Origin of the sequence: Agrobacterium salinitolerans (assembly GCF_027498475.1) — a bacterium.
Taxonomy (GTDB): Bacteria; Pseudomonadota; Alphaproteobacteria; order Rhizobiales; family Rhizobiaceae; genus Agrobacterium; species Agrobacterium salinitolerans.
Map to the genome: position 1 here is coordinate 516,925 of NZ_JAPZLN010000002.1, position 13,073 is coordinate 529,997.

At 60.2% G+C, this 13,073-nt stretch carries 13 protein-coding genes; 11 read left to right on the forward strand and 2 right to left on the reverse strand.

All coding sequences use genetic code 11. From position 1 onward, the window contains the following. Positions 1-31: 31 nt before the first annotated feature. The 4 genes from O9X91_RS11080 to O9X91_RS11095 all read left to right on the forward strand — a co-directional run bounded on the left by O9X91_RS11080 (position 32) and on the right by O9X91_RS11095 (position 4,457). The gene (locus O9X91_RS11080; RefSeq protein WP_077984252.1) at positions 32-655 is read left to right on the forward strand and encodes a TetR family transcriptional regulator; all 624 of its coding nucleotides are present in this window, start codon (positions 32-34) and stop codon (positions 653-655) included. Between the two features lie 201 nt (positions 656-856). Next, positions 857-2,380, forward strand: coding sequence for a sugar ABC transporter ATP-binding protein (locus O9X91_RS11085; RefSeq protein WP_269833905.1), 1,524 nt, complete (start codon positions 857-859; stop codon positions 2,378-2,380). A gap of 50 nt (positions 2,381-2,430) precedes the next feature. After that, positions 2,431-3,432 carry an ABC transporter permease gene (locus tag O9X91_RS11090; RefSeq protein WP_077984250.1) on the forward strand — a complete coding sequence of 334 codons (1,002 nt, stop codon included), beginning with the start codon at positions 2,431-2,433 and terminating at the stop codon, positions 3,430-3,432. A gap of 71 nt (positions 3,433-3,503) precedes the next feature. After that, positions 3,504-4,457 carry a substrate-binding domain-containing protein gene (locus O9X91_RS11095; protein WP_077984249.1) on the forward strand — a complete coding sequence of 318 codons (954 nt, stop codon included), beginning with the start codon at positions 3,504-3,506 and terminating at the stop codon, positions 4,455-4,457. A gap of 56 nt (positions 4,458-4,513) precedes the next feature. On the opposite strand, the gene O9X91_RS11100 is transcribed toward O9X91_RS11095, so the two are convergent. Next, positions 4,514-5,407 carry a LysR family transcriptional regulator gene (locus O9X91_RS11100; RefSeq protein WP_077984248.1) on the reverse strand — a complete coding sequence of 298 codons (894 nt, stop codon included), beginning with the start codon at positions 5,405-5,407 and terminating at the stop codon, positions 4,514-4,516. Positions 5,408-5,944: 537 nt separating this feature from the next. Between O9X91_RS11100 and odc2 the strand changes: the two genes are divergently transcribed. The 5 genes from odc2 (at position 5,945) to O9X91_RS11125 (ending at position 11,293) form a co-directional block, all read left to right on the forward strand. Next, positions 5,945-7,078: an ornithine/lysine decarboxylase gene (gene odc2, locus O9X91_RS11105; RefSeq protein ID WP_080796126.1), complete on the forward strand. Its 1,134-nt coding sequence runs from the start codon at positions 5,945-5,947 to the stop codon at positions 7,076-7,078. A 250-nt stretch (positions 7,079-7,328) separates the two neighbouring features. After that, positions 7,329-7,898, forward strand: coding sequence for a GNAT family N-acetyltransferase (locus O9X91_RS11110; RefSeq protein WP_142911842.1), 570 nt, complete (start codon positions 7,329-7,331; stop codon positions 7,896-7,898). A 143-nt stretch (positions 7,899-8,041) separates the two neighbouring features. Further along, positions 8,042-8,443, forward strand: coding sequence for a MarR family winged helix-turn-helix transcriptional regulator (locus tag O9X91_RS11115; protein ID WP_142911841.1), 402 nt, complete (start codon positions 8,042-8,044; stop codon positions 8,441-8,443). Between the two features lie 89 nt (positions 8,444-8,532). After that, on the forward strand, positions 8,533-9,828 hold the full coding sequence (locus O9X91_RS11120) for an MFS transporter (RefSeq protein WP_142911840.1): 1,296 nt from the start codon (positions 8,533-8,535) through the stop codon (positions 9,826-9,828). Positions 9,829-9,922: 94 nt separating this feature from the next. Next, a complete protein-coding gene (locus O9X91_RS11125) occupies positions 9,923-11,293 on the forward strand; it encodes an IS1182 family transposase (protein WP_269834264.1) in 1,371 nt (456 codons plus the stop codon). Positions 11,294-11,395: 102 nt separating this feature from the next. Here O9X91_RS11125 and O9X91_RS11130 read toward each other — a convergent pair whose 3' ends face one another. Beyond that, positions 11,396-11,539: a hypothetical protein gene (locus tag O9X91_RS11130; protein ID WP_161596391.1), complete on the reverse strand. Its 144-nt coding sequence runs from the start codon at positions 11,537-11,539 to the stop codon at positions 11,396-11,398. A 157-nt stretch (positions 11,540-11,696) separates the two neighbouring features. Here O9X91_RS11130 and O9X91_RS11135 point away from each other — a divergent pair, with 157 nt between their 5' ends. Both O9X91_RS11135 and O9X91_RS11140 read left to right on the forward strand, forming a co-directional pair. Continuing rightward, positions 11,697-12,395, forward strand: coding sequence for an OmpW/AlkL family protein (locus O9X91_RS11135; protein WP_142913990.1), 699 nt, complete (start codon positions 11,697-11,699; stop codon positions 12,393-12,395). Positions 12,396-12,604: 209 nt separating this feature from the next. Further along, entirely contained in the window at positions 12,605-13,048 is a 444-nt protein-coding gene (locus O9X91_RS11140; protein ID WP_077984241.1) for a glyoxalase superfamily protein, read from the forward strand. Positions 13,049-13,073 lie beyond the last annotated feature (25 nt).

The following is a 13,073-nucleotide window of genomic DNA, read 5'->3' on the forward strand; positions in this document are numbered from 1 at the left end:
CGCCGTGCCGCGACTGGAAGGAGACATCAGCATGCGCCGAACCAAGGCCGAGGCGGAAGAGACGCGTCAGGCGATCCTTGCCGCCGCCGAGCGGGTGTTCTTCAAGAAGGGTGTGGCCAACAGCTCTCTGGATGAGGTGGCGGCTGCGGCCGGCGTCACGCGTGGTGCCATATACTGGCATTTTTCCAGCAAGAGCGATCTCTTTATCGGCCTCTATCAATCGGTGTCCCTGCCGGAATCGGATTTGCTCGATTTCGGCGACCCCGACGTCAAGGGGCTGGCTCTGCTGGCCAAGATCGAGGAGGCCGCCTGCAAATGGCTGACGCTTCTTTCAAAAGATGAACAGCGCCAGCGCATCATGACCATCAGCCTGCGCACCAATTACTCCGATGAGTTCGCTCCGGTGCTGCACGCGCAGGAAGAACTGGATCGGTATCACAAGGATCGGCTCGAGGCCGCTTTCGCACGGGCGCAGGCGGAAGGCGCATTCAACGACAACTGGACGGCGGACTCTGCGCTCGATGCGCTATACTGGCTGCTGAAAGGCATGTGCTCCGACTGGCTGCTGTTCGGCAAGCGGTTCGATCTGGCCAGGGAGGGTGCCGAAGCCGTGCACCGCCTGATGAAGGGTTTCCAGCGCTCCTCCGCATCATGACGGGACTTCCGGGACCTTCTGGTTTGCGGTTCATACGGTCAAATTTGAGTGTATTCTAAAAGACCAGCGAAAATTGCTTTACGTACCTCAAAACGAACGCTAGCTTCTTCTTCGGGCTTTGGGAGGAGTTCGCACATGGTCATTTCAAATAAAATTAAGGGACAAGCGCCGTCCGTTCTTACGGGACACCGGTGAGGGCGCATGGCTTTTGCTGACGAATCTCCAGACCCGGCCTTGATACGGACGGTTGGGCTATCGAAGTCTTTCGGTCCGGTACAGGTTCTGAAGGACATCGAGATTGCGGTGCAGGCCGGCGAGGTCCACGCGATCATCGGTGAGAACGGCGCCGGCAAGTCGACGCTGATGAAGCTTCTGGCCGGCAATGAGAAGCCGTCGGGCGGGGAAATCCGCATCGATGGCGAGGCCGTTGCGCTCACCGGACCGGTGGACGCCGAACATCGCGGCATCGTCCTCGTGCATCAGGAAATATTGCTGGCCCCGGATCTGACGGTGGCCCAGAATATCTATCTCGGCCGTGAATTATGCAAAGGTCCGACGGTGGATGATCGCGCGATGCGCGCCGGCGCCCGCAAGGCGATTGCCGATCTTGGCGGTACGATCGATCCGGACGCCATTGTCGGCAGCCTGTCGATTGCCCAGCGGCAGCTCGTGCAGATCGCCCGTGTGCTGCTGGTGCCGCACCGGGTGGTCATTTTCGATGAGCCGACGGCGAGCCTTACCCCCATCGAAACGGATGCGCTGCTGAATGTCATCAGGGACATCCGGGCGAAGGGCGTGGCCGTGCTTTATATTTCGCATCGTCTGCCGGAGGTGAAGGAGATCGCCGACCGGGTGACGGTTCTGCGAGACGGCAGACTGGTCGCCTCCCATCCGGCATCGACGCTGGAGCCTGCGGATATGGCGCGTCTGATGGTGGGGCGCGACGTCGCCAAGCTTTATCCGGACCGTGTCGCCGGCGGAGAGCACGAGCCGGTTCTGCAGGTGGAGCATTTTACCGTTCCGGCCTATGCTCAGGATGCCGGTTTCAGCCTGGGCAGGGGCGAAATCCTCGGTTTTGCCGGTCTGGTCGGCGCGGGCAGAACGGAGCTTATGGAGGGGATACTCGGCCTGCGCGCCGGTCGGGGAACGGTGCGTCATCACGGCAGGCCGGTGTATTTCGCAACGGCGGAAGACAGCCTGAAGGCCGGAATCGTTTACCTGAGCGAGGACCGCAAGGGCAAGGGCCTGCTGCTCGCCAAGGATTTGCGTGTCAATCTCACGCTTGCCGCGCTCAAGAAATTCAGCCGGCTGTTTCAGATCGATACCCGCCGGGAAACGGCGGCGCTCGATGATGCGGTCCGGGATTTCGACATCCGCACCGGCCGCAAGGATTTGCTGGCGGGCCAGCTTTCCGGCGGCAACCAACAGAAGCTTCTGCTGGCCAAGATGATGCTGCTCGATCCATCCATCGTCATCATCGACGAACCGACGCGCGGTATCGATATCGGCACCAAGGAGCAAATTTACCGCTTCATCGCCAGGCTTGCGGATGAGGGGCGTTCGATCATCGTGGTTTCTTCGGAAATGCCGGAGCTGATCGGCATTTGCGACCGCATTCTGGTGATGCGGTCGGGCCGGATCGTCGGTGAGGTGACGGGTGAGCGCATGACCGAGAACGACATCGTGACACTGGCGACGGGTGTTCATACGCAGGAACCCGCCTGAGCGCCCGTGTCCCGGGAAACATGGCCTGACAAAAGAGACTGAGGGGAAATATGACTGAGGCCGCATTTGACAACGGCAAAACGCCGAAGACCTCGAAGGACTGGGACCTGCGCGCCGTCGCGCCGTTCGTGGCGCTGGCCCTGCTGCTGGTTCTCGGCGCCATCGCCAATCCCAATTTCATCGGCATCGACAATTTGTTGAACGTCACTACGCGCAGCGCCTTCATCGCCATCATCGCGCTCGGCGCAACTTACGTCATCACATCGGGCGGGCTTGATCTTTCCGTCGGCGCCATGGTCGCATTCGTCGCCAGCCTGATGATCCTGTTCATGAATAGCGGCGTCATCGCAAGTCCGCTTTTAATGCTGCTCACCGCCATGGCGCTGGCGCTCGCCATCGGTGCTGCCTGTGGGCTGACGAACGGTCTCATCACCACCATCGGCCGTATCGAGCCCTTTATCGCCACTCTCGGCACCATGGGCATCTATCGCGGCTTGACCACATGGTTGTCGCAGGGCGGGGCGATCACGCTGCGCAATCCGGAAATCCAGACGCTTTATCGTCCGGTCTATTTCGGCAATGTCTTCGGCGTGCCGGTGCCGGTCATCGTCATCTTCGTCACCGCTGCAATCGCCGCCTTCGTGCTCTATCGCACCCGTTACGGCCGGCATTTGACGGCCGTCGGCTCCAGCGAGGATGTAGCGCGTTATTCCGGTATTTCGGTCACCCGGGTGCGCACCATCGCCTATGTGGTGCAGGGGCTGTGTGTCGCCGTTGCGGTGCTGCTTTACGTGCCGCGCCTCGCTTCCACTTCGGCCACCACAGGCATGTTGTGGGAGTTGCAGGCCATCACCGCCGTCGTCGTCGGCGGCACGGCGCTGAGAGGCGGGGTAGGGCGCATCTGGGGGACGATCTGCGGAGCCTTCATTCTGGAGATCGTCGGCAACATCATGATCCTGTCGAACTTCGTCAGCGAATATCTGATCGGCGCCATTCAGGGGGCCATCATCATCATCGCCATGCTGGTGCAGCGCTCGCTCAGCCGCAGGTGACGTATCACGCCGCGCCAGTGGGGCAGGCGCGGTCGAAGGAGGAACGCCCCGGTCTTGGGAGGAAAGAGACTATGCGTAGAAAATTCATCGGCGTGGCCTTTGCCGCGCTGGCTGCGGTGCTGGCGGGTCCGGCTCACGCGCAGGACAAGAAGGTCACCATCGGCGTTTCCATTCCAGCGGCCGATCATGGCTGGACGGCGGGCGTCGTCTATCATGCCGAGCGTGTGGCCAAGCTGCTGATGCAGGAGCATCCGGGGCTCAACGTCATCGTCAAGACGTCGCCGGACGCCGCCAATCAGGCAAATGCGCTGCAGGATCTTGCCGTGCAGGGGCTCGATGCGCTTGTCGTGCTGCCATCCGATCCCGATCCGCTGGTCAACGCCATCAAGGAGATCAAGGACAAGGGCACCTTCGTCGCGCTGGTCGACCGCGCGCCGAGCGTCAACGACAATTCGATCCGCGATCTCTATGTTGCCGGCAACAACCCCGCGCTTGGCCAGGTGGCCGGCGAATACATCAAGAAGACGACGCCGGATGCCGAAGTCGTGGTCATTCGCGGTCTGCCGATCCCGATCGACCAGCAGCGTCAGGATGGTTTCGACAAGGGCATCGCAGGGTCGAACGTCAAGGTTCTCGACCGCCAGTACGGCAACTGGAACCGCGACGACGCCTTCCGTGTGATGCAGGACTATCTGACCAAATACAAGAAGATCGACGTGGTCTGGTGTCAGGATGACGACATGGCTATCGGCGTGCTGGAAGCCATCCAGCAGGCGAAACGCACCGATATCCAGTATATCGTTGCGGGCGCCGGCTCCAAGGACATGATCAAGAAGGTGATGGACGGCGACAAGCTGGTGCCTGTCGACGTACTCTATCCGCCGGCAATGGTGGCGACAGCCATGCAACTGACCGCTGGGCACTTCTACGATCAGGTGCCGGTCGCGGGTGAATATATCCTCGATGCGACGCTGATCACCAAGGACAATGCCGAGCAGTTCTACTTCCCGGATTCGCCGTTCTGATCTGATTTTCCGCTAGTACCGACGCCCGCCGCAAGGCGGGCGTTTCATTTTGCGGACTACCCGTTCTTCCTGAACCAGGCCGAGAGATAGTCCACGAAGCTGCGCACCTTGGCGGGCAGGTAGCGGCGATGCGGATAGACCGCATAGATACCCCTGTCCTTGGAAATATAATCGTCGAACAGCGTCACCAGTTCGCCGGACTGGATATAGGGTCTGGCGATGAAATCCGGCACGAGCGCGATGCCGAGCCCGGCACGGGCGGCGCGTAGCGTCGCCTGCGGGCTGTTGACCTCGATCGGTCCGCTGATGGTGACGGAGTTCGAACCGCCATCCGGCTCCAGATACCGCACCGTATTGTGAAACCGTGTATTGGTGTCGATGATGAAGGGGACGCGGGAGAAATCCTGCGGGCCATGGAGTGGCCCGTGTTTCGCCACGAAATCTGCCGTCGCCACCGCATAGACCCGGAAATCGGAAAGCTTGCGGGCTATGAGGCCCGAGTCCTCCAGTCGGGTTATCCGAACCGCGAGATCGAAACCCTCCTCGATCAGATCCACGAATCGGTCTTCCGCGACGATTTCGAGCGAGAGTTCCGGATTTTCCTTGGCGAAGTCGATCAGGCTCTGGCCGACATCGGCGTCGATGAAGGTGCGGGGAACGGAAATCCTGAGCTTACCCTTCAGATCGGCATTCTTCTCGCGCACCAGATCGGCAAGGTTATCGATCTCCTTCAAAATGTCGGAAGCCGTGCGGTAATAGGTGTGCCCGGCCTCCGTCAGCGAGAACTGCCGGGTGGTGCGATTGAGGAGCAGCGCGCCGAGATCGTCCTCCAGTTCCCGCACATATTTGGACAGGAGCGCCTTGGATCGCCCTGTCTTGCGCGCCGCGGCGGAAAAACCCTCCGCTTCGACGACATCGATAAAGGCGCGGATGCGGGTGAGCGTGTCCATGAAAATCCTCCGGTTCGTTCTATATAATTGAACGGCGAGGACGGACTGTTCAACCCTTAATTCATTGCCGAAAAAATCCGCTCTTTGGTGAAAAAATCCTCTTGATTATGACTGCGAATATTCTTATCTCCCGTGCTGCCCAAAGTCGCACGTGCCCATGTGTGTCCGCCGAGTCCTCGATGTGGTGAGGATTTAGGTAAGGTACCTGGAACTAACCCCTCCAGTCGCTATTCCGGCCAACCGGGAAATGCGAGGACATACGAAGCAACGACGGTGCGGGCCTTTCTGGTTCTCTGCCGGCTTTCCATCAGCCGGGGTACTAAAGAGGCACACCATCATTGCCTGAAGTGCGGTCGGGTCATTCCCTCCAATCAATGGCAGACAAAGCCGAATGATGCTCTGGCAGGGCGTCGTTCACATTCGCGCCTTGAGCGTATGCTATCGATTCTGCGCCTCCACCGGCTGACTCGAATGCATATCTCGAGCGTCCTTTGTCCTTCGGATTTTTCCGAAGCCGGTTTAACAGGGAATACATCGATGACGACTGCACGCATTCTCGACTTCATCAAGACCCGACGTCCCGAAGGCCCTTGCCTCGTGGTTGATCTCGACGTCGTGCGCGACAATTTCAACGCTTTCCGGCACTCCCTGCCGAACAGCGCCATCTACTATGCCGTCAAGGCAAACCCGGCTCCGGAAATCCTGAAGCTGCTCGCTTCGCTCGGCTCCAACTTCGATTGCGCCTCCGTGGCTGAAATCCAGATGGCGCTCGATGCCGGTGCGACGGCCGACCGTATCTCCTTCGGCAACACCATCAAGAAGGAACGCGATGTTGCACGCGCCCATGCGCTCGGCATCGATCTCTTCGCCGTGGACAGCCATGAGGAAGTCGAGAAGGTCGCCCGCGCCGCTCCCGGCGCGCGCGTCTTCTGCCGCGTGCTGACGGATGGCGAAGGTGCGGAATGGCCGCTGTCGCGCAAGTTCGGCTGCGTGCCGCAGATGGCTGTCGACGTTCTCGTTTACGCCCATCAGCTCGGCCTTGAATCCTATGGCGTATCCTTCCACGTCGGTTCGCAGATGATGAATCTCGACGCATGGGATGCGGCGCTGGCCGATGCCAAGCGCGTCTTTGCGTCGCTTGCCAAGCAGGGCATCCATCTGCAGATGGTCAATATGGGTGGCGGTTTCCCGACCAAGTATCTGCGCGACGTTCCGGCTGCCGAAGAATACGGCCAGGCGATCGACACGGCGCTGCGCAAGCACTTCGGCAACCAGATCCCGAAGACGATCATCGAGCCGGGCCGCGGCATGGTGGGCAATGCCGGCGTCATCAAGGCGGAAGTCGTTCTTGTCTCGAAGAAGTCCGACAATGACAACCACCGCTGGGTGTTCCTCGACATCGGCAAATTCGGCGGTCTCGCCGAGACGATGGACGAGGCGATCCGTTACCCGATCCGCACCGAGCGAGATCAGGACGAGATGGAGCCCTGCGTTCTGGCCGGCCCGACCTGCGACAGCGCCGATGTGCTGTATGAAAAGAACATGTACCCGCTGCCGGTCTCTCTGACTATCGGCGACGAAGTTCTGATCGAAGGCACGGGCGCCTATACGACCACCTATTCGGCTGTCGCCTTCAACGGCTTCGAACCGCTGAAGGCTTACGTCATCTAAGCATCGGGCCGAAAAGTGTAACGCGGTTTTCGGAAAACCCGATGCGCAGGTCAAAAAGTCCGAGCGCCGTCCGCTGAAAAGGGCGGCGTCTCGACCAAGCTTCCGTTCCGGCCCTGCCGATTGTGCTGTTGCGCAAATCCCTGCTTGCTGCACCTCTTCCAGCCGAGGAAAGCGTGTCGGCGGGCCGGAACGGCTCCACCAATTTTCATCAAGGGCCGCGTGTGGGCGGTAGTGTGACGGGAGGCCAAGGATGGCCGCTCTTTTGAATTCGGTACGGGCGTTTTTCACACCGCAGACATTTCATATCGATCAGGAAAATCCGGGCGATGTCGTCGCCCGTGAGAGCCTGCTGGACCGCGCCATGGGCGCCGGCCGCCGCCGCAAGTCTTCCGAAAAGCTGCGCGCCGGCCGCGTTCCGGCCGAAGGCTTGGCGCTCGTCGCCCGCGATGAGGACGGCCATGTCATCGGCACGGTGCGCCTGTGGAACGTCGAGGCCGGCATCTCGCGCGAAGGCCGCGCCGTCGAAGCGCTGCTGCTCGGCCCGCTGGCCGTCGATGCCGCCCATGAGGGGAAAGGCATCGGCTCGGCGCTGATGCGCGCTGCCATTGCCGAGGCAACCAAGCGTGGACACGGCGCCGTTCTTCTGGTTGGCGATGCACCTTATTACGAGCGCTTCGGCTTTTTCGCCGGCAAGGCCCAGCACCTCATCATGCCCGGCCCGTTCGAGCGCAGCCGTTTCCTGGCGCTGGAGCTGAAAGCCGGCTGGCTTGATGGCGTTGCCGGCCTGCTGGTGGCAAGCGGCCGCAGGCTCTCTGCCTGAGATAAGGCCCGATACTGATATCAACCCCCGGCCTAAAACCGGGGGTTTGTTTTTACGCTGTGATCCGAGCGTGCGGCCTTTCCCGTCGATAGTTTTCAGTCGCCTCTTGCGCGTAGAAATTTACGGGTATATACCCGAGACAAATGCCAAATGATAGTTGCCACTGCATTCTGTTGCGCAAAGCATCCCGCAAGGTTTCGTCTTATTATGACGAGGCCCTGGCGCCGCTTGGCGTCAATATCGGTCAGTTCAGCCTGTTGCGGAATATCAACCGCACCGCGCCTGTCTCGCTGACCGATCTGGCTACGCGGGTGGAACTGGATCGCTCCACAGTCGGCCGCAACGCCAAGGTGCTGGCTCGCATGGGTCTGGTGGCCATCGGTCACGGCGAGGATCAACGGGAAGCGATGCTGACCGTGACGAGGGAAGGGCATGCGATCCTGAAAGCGGGCGCGCCGCTCTGGGATGGCGTGCAGGATGAAATCGAGGCCCGGCTTGGGCCTGAGAAGACAGCACAATTACAGGAACTGCTCACAGCTCTGTAATTTTTTGGGACATAAGCGGGTATCTGCCCGCAATACAGGGTATATACCCGTAAACTATCGGCCGCGGCCGCTGGAAAGGGAAATTGAACATGCTCTCCACACGCCTTGCCAGCTGGATGGCCGGCAGAAATCTGCATTATGGCTGGCTCGTTGCTGCAACCACCTTCCTGACGATGTTGGCCACCGCCGGTGCGATGGGGTCCGCAGGGGTGATGATCCAGCCGCTGCATCAGGAATTCGGCTGGGATATTGCCGATATTTCCTCCGCAATGGCCGTCAGGCTGGTGCTTTTTGGCCTGCTCGGGCCTTTTGCCGCCGCCTTCATGAATCATTTCGGCGTCCGGCAGGTGGTGTCCACCGCGCTTGCCCTGATCATGGGCGGCATTGTCGCCTCTTTCTTCATGACTGAGGTATGGCAATTGCTGCTGCTCTGGGGCGTGGTGATCGGCATCGGCACCGGCATGACCGCGCTGGTATTGGGCGCCACCGTGGCGACACGCTGGTTCTCCAAGCGTCGCGGCCTGGTGATCGGCCTCATGACGGCGAGCAACGCTACCGGCCAGCTGGTTTTCCTGCCGCTGCTGGCGGCGTTGACGGAAGCCTACGGCTGGCGAACCGCTTTGACCCTTTCCGTTGCGGTGATCGCAACCGCGATGGTCCTCGTGCTGCTTTTGATGCGTGACCATCCCGCCGATGTCGGCCTGCCGGCCTATGGCGAGACAGCGGTGGCAAAACCGGTCAAGCAGGATCACAATCTCCTCGCCACACTGGCATCGCCGCTGGTGACCTTGAAGAGCGTATCGGGCAACCCGGTGTTCTGGGTGCTTTTCGGCACTTTCTTTGTCTGCGGGCTTTCGACCAACGGTCTCATCCAGACCCACTGGATTTCGATCTGCGGCGATTTCGGCATGGCCGCGGTGACGGCGGCGGGTACGCTGGCGGTAATCGGTATTTTCGATTTCTTCGGCACCATCTTCGCCGGCTGGCTTTCCGACCGGTTCGACAATCGCTTCCTGCTGTTCTGGTTCTACGGTCTGCGTGGCCTGTCCCTGCTTTATCTCTCATTCTCGGGGTTCAGCTTCGTGGAGCTTTCGGTCTTCGCCGTCTTTTATGGGCTGGATTGGGTGGCGACCGTACCGCCGACGGTGAAACTTGCCGCCGAGAATTTCGGCCGTGAAAAGGCCGGTCTCGTTTTCGGCTGGGTGTTTGCCGGCCATCAGTTGGGAGCCGCTACCGCCGCCTTTGGCGCCGGGTTCTTCAAGAGCGATTTCGATACCTATATGCCCGCACTGCAGATTGCCGGTCTGATGTGCATGATCGCGGCCGTCTCGGTTCTGCTTCTGCGCAAGCCGGGCTCCGCAACCCTGACGCCCCAGGCCGCGTGATAGAGATGATGCACTGGAAGGAGGCCTGCAAATGCAGGCCTCAGACTGCTGACAAACCTCTGGCGTGAGCTGGGGGTTTATGATTCATTGGGACATGTTGAAGAAACCTGCTCCTGAACAGACCGCTCTCGAGATGGTGACGCTCGATAGCCTGGTCCCGAAAGATCACCTGCTTCGCAAGATCGACGCGGTGATCGACTTCTCATTTATCCATGATCGTGTTGCCGGTCTTTACTGTGCCGACAACGGCCGTCCGCCGCTCGATCCCACACGCATGTTCAAGGCGCTGTTCATCGGCTACCTGTTCGGTGTTCGCTCGGAGCGGCAGTTGATGCGCGAGATCGAGGTGAACGTCGCCTATCGCTGGTTTCTGCGCCTGAAGCTGACCGATCCTGTCTTCGATGCCTCGACGCTGTCGCAGAACCGCCGCCGTCGCTTCAACGGGACGGAGGTTGCCCAGGATATCTTCGATGCCATCGTGGAGCAGGCGATCCGGCATGGTCTGGTGGATGGGACCGTGCTCTATACGGATTCGACCCATCTGAAGGCCAATGCCAACAAGGGCAAATACGATCTGGCCATGCTCCAGAAGTCGCGGGCCGATTATTGGGCCGATCTGGATCGAGCGATCGAGGCGGAGCGCATATCCCATGGGCAGAAGCCGTTGAGGGAGAAACAGCGCGAGCCGGAGGTGAAGGAGACGAAGGTCAGCCGTACCGATCCCGATAGCGGTTATATGGTGCGCGACGGCAAGCCCAAGGGCTTCTTCTATCTCGATCACCGCACTGTTGACGGCCGCCATGCGATCATCACCGATACGCATGTAACGCCGGCCAATGTGCATGACAGTATCGTCTACCTGGAGCGGCTCGACCGGCAGCGCCAACGCTTCGACTTTCATGTCGGGGCGGTCGGGCTGGACGCAGGCTATGCCACGGCAGGCATTGCCAAGGGTCTGGAGGACAGAGATATCCTCGGCGTGACCGGCTATCGCAACCCGACCCCGCCCAAAGACGGGATGATGCGCAAGTCGAAGTTCGTCTACGAACCAGAGACCGATGGCTACCACTGCCCTGAAGGACAACTGTTGACCTATGCGACGACCGACCGCAGCGGTTACAGGCACTATCGCTCAGACCCCTCCATCTGCCGTGACTGCCCGCTTCTTGCCTCCTGCACGTCCAATGCCGGCTCGATACGAACCATCACCCGGCATGTCTGGCAAGATGCACGCGAACGCACGGATGTTCATCGAAAGACGGCGTGGGGCAAGGCGATCTACAAGCGGCGCAAGGAAACGGTGGAGCGCTCCTTCGCCGATGCCAAGCAGCTCCACGGGCACCGCTATGCCCGCTTCCGCGGCTTGATCAAGGTTAGATGGCAGTGCCTGCTCGCCGCGAGCGCCCAGAACATCAAGAAAATAGCGATGGCGCTCACGAAAGCACCCAAACCCGCCTGGGGATGAGGAAACGAGGCTCATCTTATCTCCCGTTCACCCGCAAAAGACGACAACAAAACGTCATCATCCCGAAAAAGAAAAAACCCGCCGAAAATATCGACGGGTTTGTCAGCGGTCTGAGGCCTGCAAATGCAGGCCTTTTTTGTATTTTTCCGGTATCTGCCGGGCGCGTTGTGCATCCGCTTTTCGATCGCTGGACGGCGCTTGTTGCGTAATTGTCACAATGTTTGCCGGTTGATCGTTCCGATCCATGATCGGCGTCCCGGTTTGATCCATCTCAATCGGCCTGCCTTCCCCTTCGTCATAGTGGTTCCGAAGCGGTTGCGGCGGGCGAAGATTCGCGAAAGCCCGCCGTCATCAGCCGGTTCCGGGGACTTGCCCGGCTGCGGTGCGCTATAGGAGAGATGGAATGACGAACAGAAACAAAAAACCCGCCTTGTTTGCCAGTGTCGCGGCTGGTGTTGCGGCCATGCTGGTATCCGCCAATGCCATGGCCGCCGATCTGGCCCAGGCAGCGCCGACCCCCACCGCCGAAGAGGCGATTGCGGCGGCAAGCCCGTGGATGCTGCGCGTGCGCGGCCTCGGCGTCATCACCCATGACAGCGGCAGCGTCGATGGCGTGCCGGGCGCGGGCCTGTCCTATTCGGACACCGTGATCCCGGAACTCGACATCAGCTATTTCTTCACTGAAAACTTTGCGGCCGAACTCATCCTCGGCACCACCTACGCCAAGATCGATGGCGAGGGCGTGCTCGCCGGCACGCCTGTCGGCAAGACGTGGTTGCTGCCGCCGACACTGACGCTGCAATATCACTTCACCGATTTCGGTGCGTTCAAGCCTTACATCGGCGCGGGCGTGAACTATTCGCTGTTCTATAACCAGTCGGAAAAGCCCGGTTTCAGCAATCTCGATGTCAAGAACAAGCTAGGTGCTGCCGTGCAAGTCGGTTTCGACTATATGCTTGACGAACATTGGGGCGTGAACTTCGACGTGAAGAAAATCTTCCTCAAGACCGACTGGACCGCCGAACTGGGTGGCACGCCGATCAGCGGCAAGGCCAAGCTCGATCCCTGGCTGATCGGCGCGGGTATCACCTATCGCTTCTGATCACGGGATCGGCTGCGCGCTGCCTTTGACGGGCGACGCTTTCTGAGCTATAGGGACGGCCACGGGCGTAAGAGCCCCGGCCGTCCGCAGGCGTTTACGCCCTTGGTGAAGCTCTTTCTTCAATAACGGTCATCCCATGTTTTGCATGTCGTCGATGGCAACGCGGACCCCCTTCGGAATAGTCGGCATGCGCATGTTGGAGAACCGTTATGAACGTGTCCAAACCGCTTCCCGCGCTTGAGGGGCTGAAGGAACAGGCAAAACGCCTGCGCGCCGCCCTTGAGGATCAGGGGCAGGCAATCACCCATTCGAAAGCGCTGGAACTCATCGCCGCGCAATATGGCTTCCGCGACTGGAACACCCTCCACGCATCGGCCGGCAACCGCCCCGCCTTCAACCCCTATCTTCTGGGGTCAAGGGTGGAAGGTTTTTACCTCGGCCAACCCTTCGTGGCTTCCGTTCTGGGTGTGCAGGCGCTCGGCGGCGATCCCGAACGCTACCGGCTGACCCTGCATCTCGATGATCCCGTGGATGTGGTGACTTTCGAAAGCTTTTCCGCTTTCCGGCAGCGCGTTCATTGCAATGTCGATACGTCCGGTCGCACCGTGGAGAAAACCTCCAATGGCCGGCCGCAAGTGGAACTCGTCTGGTAAGGAGCTGGCGGAGATTCTAGCGATA

What these genes read in the sequence shown, in the direction of transcription:
- O9X91_RS11130 (WP_161596391.1), bottom strand. Translation starts at nt 11,539, where the DNA reads ATGGATCGGAACGATCAACCGGCAAACATTGTGACAATTACGCAACAA.
- O9X91_RS11085 (WP_269833905.1), top strand. Translation starts at nt 857, where the DNA reads ATGGCTTTTGCTGACGAATCTCCAGACCCGGCCTTGATACGGACGGTT.
- O9X91_RS11095 (WP_077984249.1), top strand. Translation starts at nt 3,504, where the DNA reads ATGCGTAGAAAATTCATCGGCGTGGCCTTTGCCGCGCTGGCTGCGGTG.
- O9X91_RS11135 (WP_142913990.1), top strand. Translation starts at nt 11,697, where the DNA reads ATGACGAACAGAAACAAAAAACCCGCCTTGTTTGCCAGTGTCGCGGCT.
- O9X91_RS11090 (WP_077984250.1), top strand. Translation starts at nt 2,431, where the DNA reads ATGACTGAGGCCGCATTTGACAACGGCAAAACGCCGAAGACCTCGAAG.
- O9X91_RS11125 (WP_269834264.1), top strand. Translation starts at nt 9,923, where the DNA reads ATGTTGAAGAAACCTGCTCCTGAACAGACCGCTCTCGAGATGGTGACG.
- O9X91_RS11120 (WP_142911840.1), top strand. Translation starts at nt 8,533, where the DNA reads ATGCTCTCCACACGCCTTGCCAGCTGGATGGCCGGCAGAAATCTGCAT.
- O9X91_RS11100 (WP_077984248.1), bottom strand. Translation starts at nt 5,407, where the DNA reads ATGGACACGCTCACCCGCATCCGCGCCTTTATCGATGTCGTCGAAGCG.
- O9X91_RS11140 (WP_077984241.1), top strand. Translation starts at nt 12,605, where the DNA reads ATGAACGTGTCCAAACCGCTTCCCGCGCTTGAGGGGCTGAAGGAACAG.
- odc2 (WP_080796126.1), top strand. Translation starts at nt 5,945, where the DNA reads ATGACGACTGCACGCATTCTCGACTTCATCAAGACCCGACGTCCCGAA.
- O9X91_RS11080 (WP_077984252.1), top strand. Translation starts at nt 32, where the DNA reads ATGCGCCGAACCAAGGCCGAGGCGGAAGAGACGCGTCAGGCGATCCTT.
- O9X91_RS11110 (WP_142911842.1), top strand. Translation starts at nt 7,329, where the DNA reads ATGGCCGCTCTTTTGAATTCGGTACGGGCGTTTTTCACACCGCAGACA.
- O9X91_RS11115 (WP_142911841.1), top strand. Translation starts at nt 8,042, where the DNA reads ATGCCAAATGATAGTTGCCACTGCATTCTGTTGCGCAAAGCATCCCGC.